The following is a 22,888-nucleotide window of genomic DNA, read 5'->3' as shown; positions in this document are numbered from 1 at the left end:
CGAATTCGTACGTTGAGTCATCGTGTGGGAGCGTTCAGGTGAGGACGTCGGGCTCGGCTTCGACCAGCCCTTCCAGCAGGCTCTGGAACGCGAACAGCGCGCCGCCCGCGCGGCCGACCTGTTCATGCGTGAGCGTGGCGATGTCGTGCGGAATCGCTTGCGGCGTGCCGGCGGCTTCAGCGAGCAGTTGCGCGTGGCACGCGTTGTCGAGCGCGATGTACCACCACGCCGCCGCTTCCACGCTCGGGCCGGCCGTGAGAATGCCGTGATTCTTCAGGATCACCGCTTTGCGCTCGCCGAGCGCCGCGGCAATCCGCGCGCCTTCATCGGTATCGAGCACGACGCCGCGAAAATCGTCGAACAACGCGTGATCCTGATAGAACGCGCACGAGTCTTGAGTCAGCGGATCGAGCGTACGGCCGAGCGTCGACCATGCCTTGCCGTACAGCGAATGCGTGTGGGCCGCCGCGACCACGTCGGGGCGCGCTTCGTGAATCGCCGCGTGAATCGCGAACGCCGCCTGATTGACCGGCCCCTCGCCGACCACGATCTCGCCCTCGGCATTCACCAGCAGCAGATCGGACACGCGGATGCGGCTGAAATGCTTGCCGAACGGATTCACCCAGAAGTGATCGGGCCATTCCGGATCGCGCGCGGTGATGTGGCCCGCGAGCCCCTGATCGAAACCGTAGCGCGCGAAGAGACGAAACGCCACCGCGAGCCGCTCCTGCCGATAGCGGCGTTCAGCGGCGACGCTCTCGCGCGGCGGTACATCGTCGAACCAGAATTTGCGTTGCGGCGCGTGACGCTGGATTGCCGGTAGTTCCTTGGCGAACGTGGTGAGAGACAGATCGGTCATGGCGCCTCCGTTCACGCCGCCACGCGCTCGACGCGCGCGATACGTTCGCGAGTGGCGGGAATCAGTTCACGGCCGTAGTCGATGGCGTCTTCCAGCGGATCGAAGCCGCGCACGAGGAAGGTCGAGACGCCAAGTGCGTGATATTCGGCGAGCGTATCGGCCACTTGCTCAGGCGTGCCGACGAGCGCGGTCGAATTCGAGCGTCCGCCGATTTCTTTCGCGATACCGGTCCACAACCGCTCGTCCACGCGATCCGAATCGCCCGATGCCGCGAGCAGCCGCCGTGCGCCTTCGCTTTGCGCGGGCCCACCCACGCCGATCCCTTGCGCCGCGCGCAGCCGCTTCGTTTCTTCGAGGATGTGTTCCGCGCGCTCCCAAGCCGCTGCTTCCGTGGCCGCAAGAATCGGCCGGAACGACACCGAGAAGCGCACGGTGCGGCCGTGCTTCGCGGCTTCCGCGCGCACGCGGGCGACCTGCTCGCGCACTTGTGCCTTCGACTCGCCCCACAGCGCGTAGACATCTGCGTGACGGCCGGCGATTTCGAGCGCGGGCGCCGACGCGCCGCCGAAGTACACCGGAATATGCGGCTGCTGCACCGGCTTTACTTCAGAGAAGCCCTGTTCGAAGCGGTAATACTGGCCGTTGTGATCGAAGGGTTTGGCCTCGGTCCAGATGCGCCGCAGGATGTGCAGGTACTCGTCCGTGCGGGCGTAGCGTTCGTCGTGCGAGAGGAAGTCGCCGTCGCGGCGCTGATCGGTGTCGTCGCCGCCCGAGATGATGTGGACCGCGAGGCGGCCGCCCGAATAGTGATCGAGCGTCGCCAGTTGACGCGCGGCGAGCGTCGGCGCGACAAAACCCGGCCGATGCGCGAGCATGAAGTGCACCTTGCTGGTCACGCTCGCCGCGTGCGCGATCGTCAACAGCGCATCGGGGCTAGTGGAATGATGCGGCACGAGGATGCGGTCGAAGCCCGCGGCTTCATGCGCGCGGGCAAACTGTTCGACGTAGTCGATGTCGATAACGGGACCTTGCGCCGCGTGGGTTTCGGACACCTTGCGGGTCTGGATCATGCCGATGAATTCGATGGACACGTGCGTGTCTCCCTGAATGGTTTCTGCCCGGCGGGGCGGTGACGTGACTGGCTGGATGCATGGCTTTCGTGCGAGGGGTTAAGGTAGCAGCGCGACATGCGCTTGTTAAATATTGATCGGCCATATCTATATCGGATTTGCATGTAACGCTCGGACCCTCTAGCGACGCGTTCTGCCTTTCCAACGCCGCGCGCGAGCAAACCCCCTTTCAAGAACGTGGGCATCGCGGCACCGTCAGCAGAAAAACACAACCTTTGCGAGAATGCCCCATCGCGCGAAAGCGCCGGAAACAACAAGTGAACAGACAATGATCCCCTTCTCGGTCCTCGACCTCTCGCCGGTCACCGCGGGCGCCACGCCGGCAGACGCGTTCAGGAATACGCTCGACCTCGCCCAGCACGCGGAAAACTGGAATTACCGCCGCTTCTGGCTCGCGGAACATCACAACATGACGGGCATCGCCAGCGCGGCGACCTCGGTGGTGATCGGTTATGTCGCGGGCGGCACGAAAACGATCCGCGTCGGCTCGGGCGGCATCATGCTGCCGAACCATGCGCCGCTCGTCATCGCGGAACAGTTCGGCACGCTCGCTTCGCTGTATCCCGACCGCATCGACCTGGGCCTCGGCCGCGCGCCCGGCACCGATCAGAGCACTGCCCGCGCGCTGCGCCGCGATCTGCAAAATAGCGCGGAGTCGTTTCCCGACGACGTCGTCGAATTGCAGCGTTATTTCGCCGATCCCGTGCCGGGCCAGCGCATTCGCGCGGTGCCGGGCGCGGGGCTGAACGTGCCGCTGTGGCTGCTCGGCTCGTCGCTTTTCAGCGCGCAACTCGCGGCGGCGCTCGGTCTGCCGTTCGCCTTTGCTTCGCATTTCGCGCCGGATTACATGCTCACGGCGTTGCAGGTGTATCGCTCGCAATTCCGTCCGTCGGCCGCGCTCGACAAACCGTATGCGATGGTCGGCGTCAATCTGTTCGCCGCCGATACGAACGAAGAAGCGCAGCGTCTTTTCACCTCGCTGCAGCAGCAGTTCATCAACCTGCGACGCGGCACGCCGGGTCAGTTGCAGCCGCCAGTCGAACGGCTCGATGCGTCGGAGATGGAATTGAATGGCGTGGCGCACTCGCTTGCCTGCACGGTGCTGGGCGATCGTGAGACGGTGCGCGAAGGCTTGAAGTCGGTCATCGAACAAACCGGTGCCGACGAGTTGATGCTCACCGCACAGATCTACGATCACAAGGCACGGCTGCGCTCGTTCGAGATCGGCGCGCAAGTGCGTGAGGAGTTGGCGGGCGGCAAGTAAGACAGGTAATTACGTCAACGAATGTAGAAAGGGCAGCCAGCGGCTGCCCTTTTTTCGATCTGCGAGAGTCAACCGACTCCTGACTCACCGGTTCGCCGGCACCGCCGCGAGACCGTCCAGCAACGCCTTATGAAACGCCTGCGGATCCTGCATCTGCGGCGCATGCCCCAGATCGGCGAATTCGACGAGCGTCGCATGCGGGATCGCCTTCGCGGCGGCCTTGCCGAGTTCCGGGTAATGGCCGATTTTCGCGCGCACTTCGGCAGGCGCGGCGTCCTTGCCGATCGCCGTGGTGTCTTTCTGGCCGATCAGCAACAGCGTCGGCACGCTCACTTGCCCCAGTTCATACACCACCGGCTGCGTGTAGATCATGTCGTCCAGTAACGCGGAATTCCACGCGACGATCTGTTTGCCCGGACCGCGATACATACCCGCCAGCATCTGCACCCACGGTTCGTAGTTGGCGCGCCACTGCCCCGCGTAATAGTTGGTCTGCTCGTAGCGGCGAATGCCCTCGGCGGTCGTCTTCAGCTCACGCTCGTACCACTGGTCCACGGACAGCGAGGGCACGCCCTTCGCCTTCCAGTCCTCCAGACCGATCGGGTTGACCAGCACCAGTTGCTGCGTCTCGCGCGGATACATCAGCGCGTAGCGAATCGCCAGCATGCCGCCGGTGGAATGGCCGAACATGGTCGCATTGGTCACGCCGAGCGATTCCAGCAACGCATGCGTATTGCGCGCGAGCTGTTGAAAACTGTACTGATAGTGCTCGGGCTTGCTCGACTTGCAAAAGCCGATCTGGTCCGGCGCGATCACGCGATAACCGGCGTCGGTCAGCCGATGAATGGTCGCGTCCCACGTCGCCGCACAGAAGTTCTTGCCGTGCAGCAGCACCGCTGTGCGGCCGTTCGCCTTCGCCGGCTTGATATCCATGTACGCCATATGCAGCGCCACCCCTTGCGAGGTGAAGTCGTACTGGTCGACCGGCGCCGGATAATTGAAACCCTGCAACTCGGGACCGTAAGCCGTACCGGTATCGCCGGCGGCGCTAGTGGCGGCGGAAACGGCCTGGCTGGCCGGACTAGCCACGCTCGCCTCGCTCCGCGCGGCGGCACTCGCGGGCGCGGCGGCGCTCGCGGGTGTGGCGGCGGAAGCCGCTAAAACGGCGGGCGCGGAGGTGGCGGCTAGCGCGCAAACGCTCAACGTGGCGAGCAAGGACAGGCGGCGAAAACTCATCGAAGTTTTTTCTAAAGAGGAAACACGGCAGGCATGCGAGGCAAACGCACGGCGAAACCAACGCCCGAACCCGCGGCCGGGAGCGCACGATTCTACGACGCGCCGCCCGACTCTGCTGCCGCCGGCGCCCGCTGACAGCGGCATGGCGGTCGTGGCACGCATATTGCAACTGCTCACCTCACGCCCTATGTGTCGTGGCGCACGGATCGCCGCGATGCAAGGGGTGATCGTGCGCAAGGTGGGCGCACGCGCGGCATCCGCACAATTCAGACGACTCGCCCGCGGCAAATCAGTGCTAGAACTAGCAGACGGACCCGCGAAGACGGAGCCGCCTCGCAGCACGATTCATCAGTGGAGAGCAAGCGACCAAACCATCCGGGGCATACTAATCAGGAGACAGACATGGACACTCCGGCACGGCTGAACGATCTGCAACGCACTACCCTCGCCATCGTCCTTGCGGGCGGACGGGGCACGCGGCTCGGGCCGCTTACCAACAAACGCGTCAAGCCGGCCGTGCACTTCGGCGGCAAATACCGGATCATCGACTTCGCGCTCTCCAACTGTCTGAACTCCGGCATCCGCCGCATCGCGGTCGTCACGCAGTACAAGGCGCATTCGCTGTTGCGCCATCTGCAGCGCGGCTGGAGTTTCCTGCGCGGCGAGATGGGCGAATTCATCGACTTGTGGCCCGCGCAACAGCGCGTGGAAGGCGCGCACTGGTATCGCGGCACTGCGGACGCTGTGTTCCAGAACCTCGACATCATCCGTTCGATCCGGCCGAAATACGTGGTGGTGCTGGCGGGCGACCACATCTATAAGATGGACTACACGCGCATGATCGCCGACCACGCGGAGAGCGGCGCGGATTGCACGGTCGGCTGTATCGAGGTGCCGCGCATGGAGGCGGTGGCCTTCGGCGTGATGCACGTCGATGAAAACCGCCGCGTGACGGGCTTCGTGGAAAAGCCCGCCGACCCGCCCGCCATTCCCGGCCGCCCGGATACGGCGCTCGCCAGCATGGGCATCTACGTGTTCAGCGCGGATTACCTGTATTCGCTGCTCGAAGAGAACATCTCCACCATCGACACCGATCACGACTTCGGCAAGGACATCCTGCCGCGCGTCGTCACGCAAGGCACGGCGATCGCGCATCCGTTCAGCATGTCGTGCGTGTCGTCGGATCCGAATGTGGAGCCGTACTGGCGCGACGTCGGCACGATCGACGCCTATTGGGCCGCCAATCTCGACCTCGCCTCCACCATCCCGACGCTCGACCTCTACGATCGCAACTGGCCGATCTGGACGTACCAGGAACAGTTGCCGCCCGCCAAGTTCGTGCGCGACCTGAAGGGGCTGCAAGGCTCGGGCAATAATCTGATCGTGTGCGGCGGCTGCGTGATCTCGGGCTCGCAGATTTCGCGCTCGGTGCTGTCCTCGAATGTGAAGGTGAGTTCGTTCTGTAACATCAATGAGGCAGTCTTGTTGCCGCAGGTCACCGTCGGCGCGAGCTGCCGGCTGCAGAAAGTGGTGATAGACCGCGGTTGCGCGATACCGGACGGCACGGTGATCGGCGAAGATCCGGTGAGCGACGCCGAGCGCTTCTACCGTACCGACGACGGCGTCGTGCTGGTCACGCCGGAGGCGTTGCAGCAGAAGACTTAGCAGGACCGGACCGGTTGCCGCCGGCCATCCAACCCGCACTAACAGGACAGAGACGGAGCCTATGACGATTCGCGCCCTGCACGTCGCAAGCGAGCTGCATCCCCTCCTCAAAACGGGCGGTCTCGCCGACGTCGCGGGCGCGTTGCCGCCCGCGCTGATCGAGCGCGGCGCCGATGTGCGGGTGCTGTTGCCCGGCTTTCCGGCGGTGGTCGCCGGCCTGACCGATCTGGCGCCGGTCGCGCAACTGGGCCGCCGCTTCGACGCGCCGGGCGTCACGCTCGAGCGCGGCACGCTGGCGTCGAACGGCCTGGTCGTCTATGTGATCCGCGCGGCCACGCTGTACGACCGGCCCGGCAATCCCTATCTGAACGACGAGCACGTGCCCTACGGCGACAACGCGCAGCGTTTCGCGCTACTCGGCTGGGTCGCCGCGCAACTCGCCCAGCAACTGGACCCGGCATGGTCGCCGCAGATCATCCACGCGCACGACTGGCACGCGGGGCTCGCGCCGGCCTATCTGAAAGCGGCCGAGCGGCAGCACGGCAAGCGCTTCGCGCGCAGCGTCTTTACGGTGCACAACCTCGCGTATCAAGGCGTGTTTCCCGCGCATCAGTTCGGTCAGCTCGGCCTGCCGGACGATTTTTTCAGCGTGCATGGCGTGGAGTTCTACGGGCAACTGTCGTTTCTCAAGGCGGGCCTCTACTACAGCGACCGCATCACCACCGTCAGCCCGACCTATGCTCGCGAAATCCAGACGCTCGCCCAAGGCGGCGGGCTAGACGGTCTGTTGCGGCATCGCTCGCACGATCTGAGCGGCATCCTGAACGGCGTCGACTACACGGTCTGGTGTCCCGCCACCGATACGCTGCTCGAGAACCACTACAGCATGACGCGGCTCGCCGGCAAACTGGCGTGCAAGGAAGCGCTGCAAAAACGCTTCGGCCTCGCGCAGAAAAGCGACGCGCTGCTGTTCGGCGTGGTGAGCCGCCTGACCGAGCAGAAGGGCCTCGACCTGCTGCTCGAGGCTGTGCCCGAAATCGTCAAGCACGGCGGGCAGCTGATCGTCTTCGGCACCGGCGACCCGGCGCTGGAGAACGGTTTGAAACGCGTCGCGCATACGCATCCCGAATCCGTGGCGGTGGAACTGGGATTCGATGAAACGCTCGCGCATACGATTGTCGCGGGCAGCGACGTGATTGCGGTGCCCTCGCGTTTCGAGCCGTGCGGGCTGACGCAACTGTATGCGCTGGCGTATGGATCGCTGCCGCTCGTGCATAGCGTGGGCGGCCTCGCGGATACGGTGGTGGACGCCTCGCTCGAAAATCTCGCCGACGATCTCGCCACCGGTTTCGTGTTCGAGCGATTCGAACCGAAAGGCATTGGCGCCGCGATCCGCCGCGCCTTCGCGCTGTATGAACGCCGCACCGAATGGAAGGCAACCCAGCGGCGCGCGATGCGCCAGGACTTCGGCTGGGGCGCCTCGGCGGAGCGTTATCTGGCGTTGTATCGCGAGCTGGCCTGAGTTCGAACGGCTGTTGGGCAACCCGGGTACGCCGCTTTTTACGTGCCAAGGGCGGCTTCGCAACCGTCCGTCACCATGCTCATGTCTGATGGTTCGGCGCAACAACGCGGGGACCGATCGACTCGCGCAAGGCAAACTCATGTATTGTTTCCTGACGATGCAGAGTGTGCCGATTTCCTGCACCATCTGAAGCAGTCCTGCCGCATGAGGTGTCCGGGTGCTAGCCGGATCGCCGCCGCGGTGCACCCTTCCCGTTTTCATTGATCGCGCATACCCGTTTGCGCGGGCCACACCATGACGAAAAACGTTCTGAGCATCCAGTCACATGTCGTCTTCGGTCACGCCGGCAATAGCGCGGCCGTGTTTCCGATGCGTCGGCTCGGCGTCAACGTCTGGCCGCTCAATACCGTGCAGTTCTCGAACCACACGCAGTACGGCCATTGGACCGGCAGCGCGATCGACGGCTCGCAAATGGAAGATCTGGTCGACGGCATCGGCGCCATCGGCATGCTGCCGCGCTGCGACGCCGTGCTGTCCGGCTATCTGGGCACGCCCGAACAGGCGCAGTCGGTGCTGGAAATCGTCAAGGCCGTGAAGGCCGCCAATCCGCGCGCCTGGTACTTCTGCGATCCGGTGATGGGCGCCGCGAGCGGCTGCAAGGTCGAGCCGGGCATCCAGGAATTTCTCGTGCGCACCATGCCCGAGATGGCCGACGCGATGGCGCCGAACCACACCGAATTGCAGCGCCTCGTGGGACGCGAGATCGAGACGCTGGAAGAAGCCGTGACGGCATGCCGCGAACTCATCGCACGCGGGCCGAAGCTGGTGCTGGTCAAACATCTGCTCGATCGCAACAGTCCCGCCGACCGCTTCAACATGCTGGTCGTCACCGAACGCGAATCGTGGATGGGGCAGCGCCCGCTCTATCCGTTCGCGCGGCAACCGGTGGGGGTCGGCGATCTGACGAGCGCGGTGTTCGTCGCGCGCACGTTGCTAGGCGATTCGATTCGCGCGGCCTTCGAGCACACGCTGGCCGCCGTGAACGCGGTGGTGAAGACGACCTGGCAGGCCGGCCGCTATGAGCTCGAACTGGTGGCCGCGCAGAATGAAATCGCGCAGCCGCGCGAGTGGTTCGATGCGTGGGTCGCGGATACGGCGTAGGTGGCGTGTTTCGCGCAGCACAAGCAATCCGTAATGCGCGCCACGTGACCAGCCGATTCGCGCCGCGTCGCTCGGCTGTCGACCAGAGTTCGGCGCTTGCGTGCAGACTCCGGTCCCATGCAAGATGCTCGCTGTCAGCCGCCCGTCCTATAATGCGTGCCGCGTGGACGAGGCACCTGCCAGCCCACACCGCATTTTTCAGGCATCCGGCATTCAGCAGACGAGGCATCGATGGACGGTTATATCCGCAGCGAGCGGGAAGAATTTTTTGAACAGTTGTGCATCAGCGTCGATGCCGACGAGGCGCACGAACAGGAAGCGATCGAGTTCTTCGAGAGCCAGTTCGACCAGGCCGACTTCGATCCCGCGCAGTGGCTCGACATCGCGCTGTACTACTCGCCGGCCGTGGCGCGCGGCATCGTCGACATGGTGACGCCGGACGACAAGGCGCGCAGCAATATCGCCGAAGTGATCGCCGACAACCTCGACATCTCGTACGGCGAGGACGAGTGCCAGCAGTTCGCCGAGACCATCGAGTTCGCGCTGAACAACGGCGTGCCGGTGGACCTCGACCTGGTGCTCGACGGCTGCCAGCGCGCCCTCGACGATCTCGACACCTGGGCCGACGACGACACCAAGGCGCCACTGCTGCGTCTGCGCGAAGAGTTGTTGCGCCAGCAAGGCGAGCATTGAGCGCCTGGTTTTAAGCTCACAACGAGGCTTGACCTCGGCGCATGGCGCGCGGATTCACTCCCGCCGCTTTGCCACAGTCACACGGCCGGCGCGCTCGCGCCGGTCTCTTAAGCATATGCCGCAATCCGCACCCGCGCGCCGGCGCGGACACGCCGCCAGCGAACGCGCTGCGCCGGCTATGCCGAAATGCTCATTCAAAGTGCCTCGAACTGCCAAGACGACGGCAAATTGGCTTTCTATATTCGCGCCAGATTGACCGACGCTTAAACGCAAATGCGCACAAGTGCGCGCATTCCCGCATTGTTCAAAGCGACCGATCATCCGTAGTCTCTCGATGCGCGCCATGGGAAGTCCATGCTTGCGCGTCGATCCAGCGTTACTGCCTTGCCGCTTTCACAACCTGAAACTGTCGATGGAAGGAGAGACCATGAGTCTTCGCTACACGCTGAAACCGCTTGCCCTGTTCGTTGGCGCTATCTTCGCCATCGTGCCGCCGGCCAGCTACGCCGACGATCTGCCGGTGAAGGTCGGCTTCGCCGCGCCGCTGACCGGAGCCAACGCCGGCTACGGCAAGGACCTGGAGAACGGCGTCCGGCTCGCACTCGAAGAGGCCAACGCGCAAAAGATCAAGATCGGCGACAAGGTGGCCCAATTCCAGATCGTCTCCGAAGACGACCAGGCCGACCCGCGCATCGGCGTGCAGGCCGCGCAGAAACTGGTCGACGCGGGTGTGTCGGCCGTGGTGGGCCACTTCAACTCGGGCACGACGATTCCGGCTTCGCAGGTCTACGAGCAGGCCGGCATTCCGGTGATCGACCCGGCCGCCACCAATCCGATCATCACCGGACGCGGCTTCGCGAACACCTTCATGGTGATTTCCACCGACGCGCAGAACGCCGGCAACGCGGGCGTGTATGCCGTGGAAGTGACCAAGGCCAAACGCATCGCGATCATCGACGACCGGACCGCGTTCGGCCAGGGCGAGGCCGACGAGTTCGAGAAAGCGGTGAAAGCGCACGGCGGCAACATCGTGACGCGTGAGTACACCGACAACAAGGCGGTCGACTTCAGCACGCAGATCACCAAGATCAAATCGACCAATGCGGATCTGATCTTCTTCGGCGGATTGGACACGCAGGCCGCGGGCTTTGCCAAGCGCATGAAGCAGCTGGGCATGAACGCGCAACTGGTGGGCGGCGGCGGCGTGATGGATCAGGATTTCATCAAGCTCGCCGGCGATTCCGCTGAAGGCGTGATGGCCTGGGAATACGGACGGCCACTCGCGCAGCTGCCTGGCGGCAAGGATTTCTCCTCGAAGTTCAAGAAGCGCTTCGGGGTGGATATCCTGTCCTATGCGCCGTTCGGCTATGACGGCGCATGGGCCGCGATCAAGGCGATGCAGAAGGCCAAGTCCATCTCGCCGAACGACTACCGGCCCGCGCTGAAGGCCATCGATTTCGAAGGCGTGACCGGCAAGATTTCCTTCGACAACACCGGCGCGTTGAAGAGCGGCGCATCGACGCTCTATCAGGTCAAAAATGGAGCGTGGGTGCCCATCGTGACCAAGAGCGGGAGTTAGGCGACTTCTGGTCCCGGCACGGGTGTTAATGCTTGCGCCCGTGCCGGCGGAATCGCTACGGGTTCTTCGAATTGGCGACCTTGACCACCAGTTCGGCCTCGAGATCCCGTTCGATTCGAACCAGATCGTCGTGCAGCTCGGCGAATTCACTTGCTGAACACATCTGATGACCAAAGGCGGCGCGCAGGTGCCGCCTGACCTGCAAGACCCGCGCGGCCGGATCGTAGACATAGCTGGATGAAAAGGTCAGAAAGCGGTTTTGCACCGCGGTGTCGGACGGCAAATCCGTCACCCGTACGAAGCGCGGCAGCGTCATTTCCAAGGTCTCGTCGAACTCTCCGCCGATGCACGTCCACGGCTGAGTCCTTGCGGGCTCCGCGAGCCACGCCTGCACCTGCGAGCCCATGCCGCCGGAAAAACTCGTCAAGGCCGGTATCGCCGTGGTGCCGTCGGTCCACACGAAATGCTCCACTTTTCCCTGCATCGACGTGGAGAACGGTCCATTCGTGGCGCTGAGCTCCGCCGTGCGCAATTGCGTTGTGCCGTGCAAACCCGTCTGCAAAAGACGGTTCGCGGCGATCTGCTGCGTACGTTGCCGCGTCGCGCGCCGGAACGTGTTGCGCTCGATCTCGGCGGTAAATCCCGCGTCCTCCGCGCGGTAAGCGTAATTCGCCGCCCCGCTTTCGCCGATGTCGATCTGCACGCGCGCGCTGCGCTCTCGCAACTGCGTGGCCGGCGTGCGCGACAGCTCGCCCTCGCCGACCAGCAACACTGGCCGGTCCATCACGCTCGGCGGCAGATAACCGAAAGCCGTGCCGCCCGCCGTCGTATCCGCATACAACGACAACTCAGGAATCCAGATAATCGCGTGATTGATCGCGCTTGTGCCGTAGCCGGGCACGTCCGGCAAACTGTAGTACGGGCCGAGATTGAGGAGCACCGCCTCGCTACGGATGCCGACCGCGGCCAGCATCGCGCCGTAGAGCGCGACGTGGTCCTTGCAGTCGCCGTAACGATTGCGCAGGATGTCGGTCGCCTTGTGTGGAATCGCCGCCGTTTCGCCGAGAAACAAGGCGACGTAGCGGATATTCAAACGCATCCAGTCGTATAGCCGTTGCGCTTTCACGCGCGGATCGTCGGTGCCGGCGGTCAGCGCTTGCGCGAAGCGGGCAATCGCCGGATCGCTCGCCGTTGCGTCGGCTGCGGGCCCGCGATAGCGCGCCGCAAAACTCGCAAAGTCCGGCACCGTCGACACCATCAGGCGGTCGCCCCAGTTCGCGTAGCCGACCGCGCCCGCTTCGAGCGGCGCATACGGCCCGTGCTGATAGTCGAACTCGTAGCGGGTACGGCCGTTTGCCGTGACCGGCGGCACGGCGACGTAGCCGCGCGCGTCGGCGTAGAGCGGCACGTCGACGGGCAGATCGAAAATCAGGCGCTGCAGTTCGACGGGGTCGCGCGTCGGTTCGACGAGATACGCGAAGGTGCCCGCCTGCAAGGGCTTCGTGCGCGTCTTGCGAAACGCCAGATGCACGCGCGAGCCCGGCTCCACGCCAGGGAAAATCACCGTGCGCAACACGCCGTCTTCGAAACTCGGCGCGCCTGCCGAGCGCGGCTCCTGCACGTCGCGAATCGCCTCGGGACCGACCGGATGCGCGACGCCGTCCAGGTCGATCGTCTCGGCGGCCAGCAACTGCACCTGCTCGATGTCCTTGTTGAACCACACGTAGCGTTGCGCGATATCGTCGACGCCGCTCGTGGTGTTGGCGCGCAGGACGGTGTCGTCGTGTTCCTCGACGGAGCCGTCTTTCTGGATCGTGAAGAGATGGACGTCGCGCTCGATCGTGGAAGGCGCGCGATCGTCGCCGGATGTGGCGGACGCGCTGTCGTCGGCGAACGCGCTGGCGGCGAGGCATACGCCCAGTGCCGACCCGCAGGCCAGCCTGAGAAAAAAGGCCACGCAGCGCGTCATGTGCGCCGCGCCCTGCCCCGCGCGCGCCAGGCTCGCGGACTCGAAGCGAACTCCGCGCGAAACGCGTGATTGAAATTCGACAGATCGTTGAAGCCGCAATCGAACGCGATATCGACGACCTTCGCGCCGCCGTCCTGAAGACGCAGTGCCGCGGCGCGCAAGCGCGCCCGTAACAGGTATTGATGCGGCGTCACGCCGGTCACGCGCTGGAACGTGCGCAGAAAGTAGAACTCGCTCAAGCCCGCGGCGGCCGCGAGGCTCGCGAGCGAATGCGGCGCGCCGGGCGTGTCGTCGATCAGCCGCACGGTCTGCGCGACGCGCGAACAGGCCGTGGCGCTAGCGGGCGCAGCGGGACGCGTCAAGGCGCCGGCCGCTTGCAGCGTCCTGGCGGCCAGTTCGACGGTGAGTTCGTCCCATGCTGTTGCGGCAGAGCCGCTTACGCCGGCACCAGCACTAGCACCAGCACTAGCACCGGCATTAGCTCCAGCGCCGACAGCAGAACCTGCACCTGGATCGGCTCCAACTTCACCCCCAGTTGCACCACCAGCACCGACACATGCACGCGCGATCAACGGCGACAACGCACGCAGCGACGGCAAACGCGCGCGTTTGAATTGCAGATTGCCGCGCGCCAGCCCCGCATCCGCGGCAAGCCGTTCGAAGTACGCCGGCGCATAGTGAAACGCGATGCAACGGTCGCCGGCGCCATGCCGATGCCCGCACTCGAAGCAATCACCCGTGTTGCCGAGCAGCAGCGCGCCGGGCGTGAGCAACTCGCGGCCGGTCGCCGCGCGGTAAGCGAACGAACCCGCCACCACCATCGCGATGCACACGCCGTCGTGCCGCTCTTCGAACGGCTGGTCGCGCGGGCCGAAGGTGCACAACACATCCTCGACGCGCCACCCTGCGCCCCCGGCGAGCGCGCGCGCCGACGTGCCGCCGCGCGCGCCTTCCTGTTCGCGGCGGGCCAGCGCCTGTTGCAGCGTGACGGCAATTTTCCCCAAGATGCACCTCGGCTGAGTCCGTATCGTGGTTTTAGCACATCGGCGGCCGGCGCGTTTCCGTTGGCTCCGCCGATGCCGATCCCACTATGCACCGAAGGAGCACACACGATGAACCGGCTGGAGTACAACCTGGACAGCGGCTTTCACGCCGCCCTGAGCGCGCCCGCGCGCGCCGCGGACATCGACGCCGCCGACGACCTCTACGGCTGGCTGATCGGCAGTTGGGACATGGACGTGGTGCATTACCGCGTCGACCTGGGCAGCGCGCGCCGTCGCGGCGAAATTCATTTCGGCTGGGTGCTGGAAGGCCGCGCCGTGCAGGACGTCTGGATCATGCCGCCGCTCGCCGCACAACGCGACACGCCGACGCCCGGCGACGGGATGTACGGCACGACCTTGCGTGTCTGGGACCCGGCGCTGCGGGCATGGCGGGTCACGTACCTCAATCCGCGGACCGGTCAGCGTGACGAGTTGGTGGGCCGCCGCATCGGCGAGCATCTCGTGCAGATCGGCACACACGCCGACGGCACGCCGATTCGATGGAACTTCACCGACATCACGCCGGATTCGTTCCGTTGGACCGGCGTGGCGCTTGCACAGGACGGCGTGACGTGGACGCTCGAGGCCGAGTTTCACGCTCGCCGCAGGAGCTCCTCTCAGCCCACGTAAGCGAGCGCCAGCTCGCGCCTCGCTGCATCACTCCGTTTCGCCGAGTTGCCCGAGCAAAGCCTGCAATCGCTCCACGTGCCTGAGCAGCAGATGCCGATGCTTTTCGATCTGCTCCAGCCGTCCCGCGAGGTCCGCCTGGATCGGGTCGTCGAGATCGGCGGCGGCGATCACGTCTTCCACCTTGGCACGCATCGTCGCCAGCTCCACCGGCGCGTGAGTCAGATGCCGCTCGAAACGCCGCACGTCCTGAATCGCCACGTCGCGGACCTTGCGAAAGTGCGCCTGACGCCGATGCGCTTCCGCGTCGAGGATTTCTTCCTCGACGCGTTTGGCCGGCCCCGGCTGGCCGAAAATCGGCTCGGGCGGCCGCAGCACCGTCTTCTTTCTCACCGGATGCGCCGTACCGCGAAACCGCGCGAGCGGCTGTTCGTTGTCGATCGCCTCACGCGCGTTGGGCGGGATGTCGTGCTCGGTGTGCGGCACGTTCATCCAGCCGCCCGGCAAGCCGGTGACCGCTTCGATGCCCCGCACGAATTCCTCGCTGAATTCGCGCTGGCCGGACAACATCAGTTTCAGATAGCTCGCGGAGAAGGTCATCATGCGCGCGAGTCGCGTCGCCGCGCCGACCTCGCGGGTCAACAGCACCAGGTTTGCTCGCCAGACCGGGAGCAGCAATTCGTCGGAATCTTCCATCGCTGGGTCTTCCATCTTTTTGCCCGATGTAGAGATCACGCGCCACTCGCGCGTTATCGTATTGAAAGGGTAGACGCATCACCGCATGGCGCGCAATCCCGGTATGCCATTGCGTGAGCGGCGATATGTCGTAATTACACGCCACTGCGCCATTGCGCACCATTGCCCGCTATCCATTGCCGGTGGCGGCTCGCGACGATCGTCGTTGTGAATTGACATCTGCATTTGTTCAGCGTTCCTCCGCTCTGCCCTCGCGATGTGGCATGCTTGCAGGCGGTTACGGCACGCCCCGTGCTGCACCGTTAGTACCCCAACACTGATTTAAGGATTTTGTAATGAAGAAGATCGTCCTCGCCATCGCCGCAGCCGTTGCAGCCCTGAGCGCCATCGCTCCCGCACAAGCTTATGAGCATCATCATCCCGAGTGCCACAAGGTGCGCGTTCATCATCACTGGGAAAAACGCTGCCATTAATGGCGGTGCCACGCTCTGACCGGCACGGCACATCGTAGAGCCCCGCTACAGGCGGGGCTTTTTTTCGCCATCGAGTCGGCGCGGAGCAGGCAGATTTCTTCAACGCGCTATATACGTTCTGCGCGAAAACGACAGCATGCAATCACGGACACATGCTGTTACACCTTTGCGGTGTCGGCCGACGCGCGCACGGCGCCGAGCAACTTGCGCGGCGCCGTGAATCGCGTGGAAAAGAAGAGAAGATGACGCGCGGCGTCACGCCGTCTTGACGCGCTCCAATGCCTTCACGACCAGCGCTTCCAGCAGAGGCTCGACTTTCGCGGCCAGCGTTTCGTCATACGCATATGGCATATGCTCTTCCATATACGTGATCTGCGAGAGTTCGAGTTGCAAGGCATGCACGCCTTGCGACGGCTGGCCATACTCGCGCGTAATATAGCCGCCCTTGAAGCGGCCGTTGGCAACCGCCGTATAGCCGCCGTCGTGTCGCTCGACAATAGCAGCCATATCCTCGGCCAATCCGGCCACCGCGCTCGCGCCATTCGAGGTGCCGAAGTTGAAATCGGGCAGACGTCCCTCGAAAAAACGCGGCACATGCGAGCGGATCGAATGCGCTTCCCACAGCAGCACCTTGCCGTGTTTCGCTTTCAGCGCCGCGAGTTCGCCTTGCAGCGCCTCGTGGTAAGGCTTCCAGTAAGCCTCGCGACGGCGCGCGACTTCAGCCTCGTCCGGCAGATGGCCATCCAGGTACAACGGCTCCTTGTCGAACGTATCGACCGGCAGCAGGCCGGTCGTGTCCTGGCCCGGATAGAGATTCGCGCCGTCGGGCGGACGGTTCAGGTCGATCACATAGCGCGCGTAGGTGGGCGCGAGAATCGACGCGCCCATGCGTTTCGCGAACGCATAGAGACGGTCCAGATGCCAGTCGCAATCGTCGGTGCGCTGCGCGACGGATGTCATCGTCGCCGCGATGTCGGCCGGGATTTGCGTACCCAGATGCGGAATCGAAATGAGGAACGGCAGGCTTCCCCGATGCAGTGAGAAAACCGGCGGAGTGTTCGAAGCAGTCATGTCAGTCCGGAATCGATAGGATCGAAGGATCGGTTCAGCAACTCATGCGAGGCGCGCCGGCAAGTCGGCGCGTCATTCATTTGAGCAGGTCCGCCAGCGCCACGCGATAGCGCGCGTACGCGCCCTCTTCATCGCGATGCCTGCGGTTGTCGACGACCTTGTCGCCGCCCGCGTAAACGTCGCGAATCGGCGTTTCGCCATGCTCGCAGAATACAACGCCCGAGAGCCACGCGTTCGGCGCATGCTCGGCGATGCTCGAATGATCCGCGTCGAGCACCAGCCAATCGGCGCGGCGGCCGGCTTGCAGCGCGCCGACCGCTCGGCCCGTCGCGCGCGCGCCGCCTTCGAGCGAGGCGTCGAAGAGACGATCGGCGACGTGCGTGGCTTGCGCCGACGCCAGTACGTTGCGCTGCCGGCGCGTGAGACGCTGGCCGTATTCGAGCAAACGCAGCTCCGCGCGCCAGTCGACGCCGATATGGCTATCCGAGCCCACGCCGATGCGCCCGTTCGCGTCGAGATACTCCTGCGCCGGAAAAATGCCGTCGCCGAGATTGGCTTCAGTAGTCAGGCACAAACCGGCGACCGCGCCGCTTTTCGCGAGCGCCAGCGTTTCGTTCGCATCGACGTGCGTGGCGTGCACGAGGCACCAGCGGCTGTCGACATCGAAACGATCCAGCAGCCATTGCACCGGGCGCGAGCCTTCGGTTTCGAGGCAGGCATCGACTTCAGCGGTTTGCTCGGCGATATGAATATGAACGGGCGCCGTGTCCTCGATTCCACCGAGTAACGCACGCAACGAATCCGCGGATACGGCGCGCAGCGAATGCGGCGCCACGCCATAACGCAACGCGGCAGTTTCGGGGCGCGCCGCGCGCAACGTGCCGAGCAGATCGAGCAGACTGTCCGGCGTGTTGATGAAACGCTGCTGATCCTCACGCGGCGCGCGCGCACCGAAGCCGCTGTACTGATACAGCACCGGCAGCATCGTCATGCCGATGCCGCTCGCCGACGCAGCATCCACCACGCGTTGCGCGAGTTCGGCCTGGTTCGCGTACCGGCTGCCGGTGGGCGTGTGATGCACGTAGTGGAACTCGCACACCGACGTATAGCCCGCCTTCAGCATTTCAATGTACAGCCATTGCGCGACGCTCGCCAGGCCTTCCGGCGTGATGCGTGCGGCAAAGCGATACATCAGATCGCGCCAGCTCCAGAAGTTATCCGTCGCGCCGGCGCCGGATGCGCGATATTCGGTGAGCCCGGCCATCGCGCGCTGAAACGCGTGCGAATGAAGATTCGGCATGCCGGGCAGTACCGGACCAGCAGCCTTCTGCACGCCGGCGGGCGGCGTCGACGTATCGGGTGTGACGGCGGTGAGCGTGCCGTTTGCGTCCCACTCCAGCAGCACGTTGCGGCGCCAGCCATCCGGCAGGTATGCGTGCTCGGCGAACAGCGATTGATTCGATTGCTTGTGCGGTTCAGTCATCTCAGGCCCTAGCTCAATTCACGCCGCGTATAAACGGTCTCGCCCGCGCGCACGACTCGCGCGCACAGCGGACGTCCAATCCAGTAAGCCAGCTCGGCCAACGAATCGACCGACCACACCGCGAAATCGGCCGCGCGTCCCGCTTCCAGCGAGCCGTGCCGATCCGCCTTGCCGAGCGCGCGCGCCGCGTGCGACGTCACGCCTTGTAGCACTTCGGGCACGGTCATGCGGAACAGCGTGGTGGCCATGTTCATCATCAGCAGCAGCGAGGTGGCGGGCGACGTGCCGGGGTTGCTGTCGGTCGAAATCGCGATCGGCACCTGATAGCGCCGCAGCAATTCCAAAGGCGGCAACTGCGTCTCGCGGATGAAGTAGTACGCGCCCGGCAACAGCACGGCCACCGTGCCGGCTTCCTTCATCGCGACAACGCCGGCTTCGTCGAGAAATTCGAGGTGGTCGGCGGAGAGCGCATGATGGCGCGCCGCGAGTGCCGTGCCGCCGCCGTTCGACAACTGCTCGGCGTGCATTTTCACCGGCAGCTTGTAGCGCTCTGCCGCTTCGAAGACGCGCTCGCTTTGTTCCAGCGAAAAACCGATGCGCTCGCAGAACACGTCGACCGCGTCGACGAGACCTTCGCCGGCGAGCGCGGGCAGCATGGTGTTGCAGACTTCGTCGATGTACGCGTCGGCGCGGCCGGCGAACTCGGGCGGCAACGCATGCGCGCCGAGAAACGTCGTGTACACGGTGACGGGATAGCGCTCGCCCAATTGACGCGCGACGCGCAACATCTTGCGCTCGCTGGCGAGGTCGAGGCCGTAGCCGGATTTGATCTCGACGGTGGTTACGCCTTCGGCGAGCAAGGGTTCGAGCCGCGCAGCCGACTGACGGAACAGCGAGGCTTCGTCCGCGGCACGCGTGGCGCGCACCGTGGAGACGATACCGCCGCCCTGCCGCGCGATTTCTTCGTAGCTGACGCCCGCGAGGCGCTGCGCGAATTCGTCCGCGCGCTGACCGCCGTACACGAGATGCGTATGGCAATCGACGAGACCCGGCGTCACCCACGCACCGTGCAGATCTTCGCGCGGCCATGCGGCGTATTCGGCGGGTAATGCGGAAGCCGCGCCGAGCCACACGATCGTGCCGTCTTCAACGGCGATCGCGGCATCGGGCAGCGTATGTTGGGGATCGCCCTGCGGGCAAAGTTTCAGGTGATGCCAGACGGTTTGCTTCATCGCGTGCTCTTTGCAGCTTGTTGCGTGTCTGTGGTGGTTCGCGTGCGCGTGCCGTGACTGCTGTGACATAAGCGGCGAGCACGCACGCGAATCGTCGTCATCGTTGCGTGTAGCGGATGCTGATTGCGAGCAACGCGCCCGCGCCTTCGACCGTGCATGACAGCGCGTTTGGCGTGTCGATGCGCAGCGTGTCGCCGGTTGCGAGCGACAGCGGTTCGCAATCGCCCGGTTTGACCAATACTGAGCCTTCCGCGCAATACAGCAGGACCGCGTCGGCGGAAAGCGTGCGTTGCGTTACGCCGCGCCATACTTCCAGTTCACCCTGCGCCGCGTTACGCCGCACCATCAGGTTGAAGTCGCGTGTCGCGCCATCGACCAGACGCGCGTCGATCTGCGCCTCGCCGGTGAAACGGGCTATGTCGAGCGCTTGCGTCAACGCGTGCGTCTTCATACCGTGCGCGCTATCCGCTTCATCGAGCAACATGCCCGCGCCGGATAACAACACGAGCGTGCGATCGATACCCGCAAAGCGCGAGAACGGCCCGGCTTGCGCGACATCGGCAACGCTCAACCGCCACACGAAAGCATCGAGCCCCGCGCCTTCGGGAAACGCCGCCACTTCGCGCGTGACGCCGCCGCCGTTCTTCCACGGCGCCGCCACGAGGTCGGCGCCGCGAATCAGCGTGAGGCTTGCCCCGCTGCCGACATGCATGCTGTGAAGCGTCACGCTCAACGGCCCAGCATCGGCAGATTGAGACCTGCCTCGCGCGCCGTTTCCTGCGCGAGTTCATAACCCGCATCCGCGTGACGCATCACGCCGGTGGCAGGATCGTTGAACAGCACGCGGCCGAGGCGTTCTTTCGCCGCATCCGTGCCGTCCGCGACGATCACGACGCCCGAGTGCTGGCTGAAGCCCATGCCGACTCCGCCGCCATGATGCAGCGAGACCCACGAGGCACCGCCCGCCGTATTCAGCAGCGCGTTGAGCAGCGGCCAGTCGCTGACCGCGTCCGAGCCGTCCTTCATCGATTCCGTTTCGCGATTCGGGCTCGCCACCGAACCGGTGTCGAGGTGATCGCGGCCGATCACGATCGGCGCCTTCAGCTCGCCATTCCTGACCATCTCGTTGAACGCCTGGCCCAGACGATAGCGATCCTTCACGCCGACCCAGCAGATCCGTGCCGGCAAGCCCTGGAACGCGATACGTTCGCGCGCCATGTCGAGCCAGTTGTGCAGATGCGGATCGTCGGGGATCAGTTCCTTGACCTTCGCATCGGTCTTGTAGATGTCTTCCGGATCGCCCGACAGCGCGACCCAGCGGAACGGGCCCTTGCCTTCGCAGAAGAGCGGACGGATATACGCCGGCACGAAACCAGGGAAATCGAAGGCGTTTTCCACGCCCATTTCCAGCGCCATCTGACGGATGTTGTTGCCGTAGTCGAGCGTGGCCGCGCCGCGTTCCTGCAGCGTCAGCATGGCTTGCACCTGCTTGGCCATCGACTGCTTGGCCGGCAGCACGATGCTGTCCGGCACGGTTTTCTGACGCTCGCGCCAGTCTTCGACATTCCAGCCTTGCGGCAGGTAGCCGTGAATCGGATCGTGCGCGCTGGTCTGGTCGGTCACGCAATCCGGCGTGATGCCACGCGTCACACATTCGGCGAACACATCCGCTGCGTTGCCGAGCAGGCCGATCGACACCGGCTTGCCTGCTTTCTTCGCTTCCTCGAGCATGGCGAGCGCCTCGTCGAGCGTCGCGGCTTTCTTGTCGACGTAACGCGTCTTCAGACGGAAATCGATACGCGTCTCGTCGCATTCCACCGCGATCATCGAGAAGCCGGCCATCGTCGCCGCCAGCGGCTGCGCGCCGCCCATGCCGCCCAAGCCGCCCGTCAGAATCCATCGGCCCGAAGGATCGCCGTTGAAATGCTGGTTCGCCACCGAGAAGAACGTCTCGTAGGTGCCCTGCACGATGCCCTGGCTGCCGATGTAGATCCAGCTGCCCGCCGTCATCTGGCCGTACATCATCAGGCCCTTGCGATCGAGTTCGTGGAAGTGTTCCCACGTCGCCCAATGCGGCACCAGATTCGAATTCGCCAGCAGCACGCGCGGCGCGTCGGCATGCGTGCGGAACACGCCGACCGGCTTGCCCGATTGAATCAGCAGCGTTTCGTTTTCTTCAAGATCCTTCAGCGACTTGAGAATCTGATCGAAGCAATCCCAGTTGCGCGCGGCACGGCCGATGCCGCCGTACACGACCAGCGCGTGCGGATGCTCGGCGACTTCCGGATCCAGATTGTTCTGGATCATCCGGTACGCGGCTTCCGCGATCCATGTCTTGCAGGTCTTTTCCGCGCCGCGCGGTGCGCGGATCGTGCGGGTGGGATCGAGACGCGGGTCGATGTGTTTCGGGTTGTTCATGATGGCCCTCGGAATGCTTGAAGATGGTCGAAAAAGATTCGGGTACGGCAAAAACGGCGTTGTCAGAAATGTCCGGTGAAGCGATATCGGCTGCCGGGATGCCACAGATTGGCGATCGAAGCGACCTGGCTTTGCGACCACGTGCGCCGATGGAGCACGAGGCAGGGTTCGAGTTCGTCCATGGTCAGCAACTCGCGGGTATCGCCATCAGCGGCCAGCGCCTCGATGCGGTACTCGACCCGCTGCAACGGCGCGACACGCACGAGATACTGATTCGGCGTGGTGTTCGTGAAGTCCTGCAGCGCGTACTCGGGCGCGACTGCCGGATTGACCCAGCGCTCTTCGAGTTGCACCGGCTCGTCGTTTTCGAAATGCAGCACACGTGAATGAAACACCGGACTGCCCGCGCTCACCTGCATTTCCTCGGCGAGCGCTTCGTCGGCGATGCTCGCGCCGATGTGCAGCACGTTCGCCTGATAACGATGACCGCGCGCGACGATTTCGTCGGAGATGCTGCGGATCGCCACCAGTGTGGATTCGTACTTGGGACGGGCCACGAAGGTACCCGACCCTTGCACACGCGTGAGCACCTGTTCCGAGGTCAGCTCGCGCAACGCGCGGTTGACCGTCATGCGCGCCACGTTGAATTCGCGCGCGAGCTCGTTTTCGGAGGGCACCTGGTCGCCTTCACCCCATTCGCCCGCATGAATGCGCGCGAGGATGAAGTCCTTGATGCCCTGGTAGGCCGGTGCGTTCATTGGCTTGAT

The 22,888-nt window shown here is 64.5% G+C and carries 20 protein-coding genes; 8 read left to right on the top strand and 12 right to left on the bottom strand.

Annotation, left to right across the window (positions count from 1 at the left end):
* Window positions 1–34: 34 nt before the first annotated feature.
* Both P0D80_RS00855 and P0D80_RS00850 read right to left on the bottom strand, forming a co-directional pair.
* Window positions 35–859: a class II aldolase/adducin family protein gene (locus tag P0D80_RS00855; RefSeq protein WP_408179302.1), complete on the bottom strand. Its 825-nt coding sequence runs from the start codon at window positions 857–859 to the stop codon at window positions 35–37.
* A gap of 11 nt (window positions 860–870) precedes the next feature.
* Entirely contained in the window at window positions 871–1,950 is a 1,080-nt protein-coding gene (locus tag P0D80_RS00850) for an LLM class flavin-dependent oxidoreductase (protein WP_132375060.1), read from the bottom strand.
* 307 nt (window positions 1,951–2,257) lie between these two features.
* On the opposite strand from P0D80_RS00850, the gene P0D80_RS00845 reads away from it, so the two are divergent.
* A complete protein-coding gene (locus P0D80_RS00845; RefSeq protein WP_408280268.1) occupies window positions 2,258–3,253 on the top strand; it encodes an LLM class flavin-dependent oxidoreductase in 996 nt (331 codons plus the stop codon).
* 84 nt (window positions 3,254–3,337) lie between these two features.
* Here the strand turns inward: P0D80_RS00845 and P0D80_RS00840 are convergent, their stop codons facing one another.
* The gene (locus P0D80_RS00840; protein ID WP_408280265.1) at window positions 3,338–4,489 is read right to left on the bottom strand and encodes an alpha/beta fold hydrolase; all 1,152 of its coding nucleotides are present in this window, start codon (window positions 4,487–4,489) and stop codon (window positions 3,338–3,340) included.
* 402 nt (window positions 4,490–4,891) lie between these two features.
* Here P0D80_RS00840 and glgC point away from each other — a divergent pair, with 402 nt between their 5' ends.
* The 5 genes from glgC to P0D80_RS00815 all read left to right on the top strand — a co-directional run bounded on the left by glgC (window position 4,892) and on the right by P0D80_RS00815 (window position 11,109).
* Window positions 4,892–6,154: a glucose-1-phosphate adenylyltransferase gene (gene glgC, locus P0D80_RS00835; protein WP_408179306.1), complete on the top strand. Its 1,263-nt coding sequence runs from the start codon at window positions 4,892–4,894 to the stop codon at window positions 6,152–6,154.
* Window positions 6,155–6,215: 61 nt separating this feature from the next.
* Window positions 6,216–7,676, top strand: coding sequence for a glycogen synthase GlgA (gene glgA, locus P0D80_RS00830; RefSeq protein ID WP_408280263.1), 1,461 nt, complete (start codon window positions 6,216–6,218; stop codon window positions 7,674–7,676).
* Between the two features lie 294 nt (window positions 7,677–7,970).
* Window positions 7,971–8,837 carry a pyridoxal kinase PdxY gene (pdxY, locus tag P0D80_RS00825; protein ID WP_132375065.1) on the top strand — a complete coding sequence of 289 codons (867 nt, stop codon included), beginning with the start codon at window positions 7,971–7,973 and terminating at the stop codon, window positions 8,835–8,837.
* Between the two features lie 231 nt (window positions 8,838–9,068).
* Complete coding sequence (locus P0D80_RS00820; protein ID WP_132375066.1) at window positions 9,069–9,530, top strand: hypothetical protein; 462 nt, start codon at window positions 9,069–9,071, stop codon at window positions 9,528–9,530.
* Between the two features lie 427 nt (window positions 9,531–9,957).
* Complete coding sequence (locus P0D80_RS00815; protein WP_408179308.1) at window positions 9,958–11,109, top strand: branched-chain amino acid ABC transporter substrate-binding protein; 1,152 nt, start codon at window positions 9,958–9,960, stop codon at window positions 11,107–11,109.
* 55 nt (window positions 11,110–11,164) lie between these two features.
* Here the strand turns inward: P0D80_RS00815 and P0D80_RS00810 are convergent, their stop codons facing one another.
* Together P0D80_RS00810 and P0D80_RS00805 are read right to left on the bottom strand one after the other, a co-directional pair.
* Window positions 11,165–13,078 carry a DUF3857 domain-containing transglutaminase family protein gene (locus tag P0D80_RS00810; protein ID WP_408280261.1) on the bottom strand — a complete coding sequence of 638 codons (1,914 nt, stop codon included), beginning with the start codon at window positions 13,076–13,078 and terminating at the stop codon, window positions 11,165–11,167.
* A complete protein-coding gene (locus tag P0D80_RS00805; protein WP_408280259.1) occupies window positions 13,075–14,082 on the bottom strand; it encodes a helix-turn-helix domain-containing protein in 1,008 nt (335 codons plus the stop codon). The genes P0D80_RS00810 and P0D80_RS00805 overlap by 4 nt, the downstream gene beginning before the upstream one ends.
* Before the next feature lie 108 nt (window positions 14,083–14,190).
* On the opposite strand from P0D80_RS00805, the gene P0D80_RS00800 reads away from it, so the two are divergent.
* Window positions 14,191–14,751, top strand: a complete 561-nt coding sequence (locus tag P0D80_RS00800) for a hypothetical protein (protein ID WP_408280256.1) — start codon at window positions 14,191–14,193, stop codon at window positions 14,749–14,751.
* A 27-nt stretch (window positions 14,752–14,778) separates the two neighbouring features.
* Here the strand turns inward: P0D80_RS00800 and P0D80_RS00795 are convergent, their stop codons facing one another.
* Complete coding sequence (locus P0D80_RS00795; RefSeq protein WP_132375071.1) at window positions 14,779–15,444, bottom strand: hypothetical protein; 666 nt, start codon at window positions 15,442–15,444, stop codon at window positions 14,779–14,781.
* A 335-nt stretch (window positions 15,445–15,779) separates the two neighbouring features.
* Here P0D80_RS00795 and P0D80_RS00790 point away from each other — a divergent pair, with 335 nt between their 5' ends.
* Window positions 15,780–15,917: a hypothetical protein gene (locus P0D80_RS00790; RefSeq protein ID WP_165923849.1), complete on the top strand. Its 138-nt coding sequence runs from the start codon at window positions 15,780–15,782 to the stop codon at window positions 15,915–15,917.
* Window positions 15,918–16,172: 255 nt separating this feature from the next.
* On the opposite strand, the gene hutG is transcribed toward P0D80_RS00790, so the two are convergent.
* The 6 genes from hutG to hutC form a co-directional block, all read right to left on the bottom strand.
* Window positions 16,173–16,988 carry an N-formylglutamate deformylase gene (hutG, locus tag P0D80_RS00785; protein ID WP_408280252.1) on the bottom strand — a complete coding sequence of 272 codons (816 nt, stop codon included), beginning with the start codon at window positions 16,986–16,988 and terminating at the stop codon, window positions 16,173–16,175.
* 76 nt (window positions 16,989–17,064) lie between these two features.
* Complete coding sequence (locus tag P0D80_RS00780) at window positions 17,065–18,471, bottom strand: formimidoylglutamate deiminase (protein ID WP_408179314.1); 1,407 nt, start codon at window positions 18,469–18,471, stop codon at window positions 17,065–17,067.
* A gap of 8 nt (window positions 18,472–18,479) precedes the next feature.
* Window positions 18,480–19,703 (bottom strand): imidazolonepropionase, encoded by a 1,224-nt coding sequence (gene hutI / locus P0D80_RS00775; RefSeq protein ID WP_408280248.1) that lies wholly within the window; start codon window positions 19,701–19,703, stop codon window positions 18,480–18,482.
* Window positions 19,704–19,800: 97 nt separating this feature from the next.
* A complete protein-coding gene (locus P0D80_RS00770) occupies window positions 19,801–20,415 on the bottom strand; it encodes a HutD/Ves family protein (RefSeq protein ID WP_408179331.1) in 615 nt (204 codons plus the stop codon).
* Window positions 20,416–20,432: 17 nt separating this feature from the next.
* Window positions 20,433–22,121 carry a urocanate hydratase gene (gene hutU, locus P0D80_RS00765; protein ID WP_132375075.1) on the bottom strand — a complete coding sequence of 563 codons (1,689 nt, stop codon included), beginning with the start codon at window positions 22,119–22,121 and terminating at the stop codon, window positions 20,433–20,435.
* A gap of 62 nt (window positions 22,122–22,183) precedes the next feature.
* A complete protein-coding gene (gene hutC, locus P0D80_RS00760; RefSeq protein ID WP_012432558.1) occupies window positions 22,184–22,879 on the bottom strand; it encodes a histidine utilization transcriptional repressor HutC in 696 nt (231 codons plus the stop codon).
* Window positions 22,880–22,888 lie beyond the last annotated feature (9 nt).

The sequence above is a fragment of the Paraburkholderia sp. RL17-373-BIF-A genome (assembly GCF_046030175.1).
Lineage (GTDB): Bacteria > Pseudomonadota > Gammaproteobacteria > Burkholderiales > Burkholderiaceae > Paraburkholderia.
The sequence above is the reverse complement of the archived record's forward strand: the minus strand, read 5'-3'. Positions and strand labels throughout refer to the sequence as shown.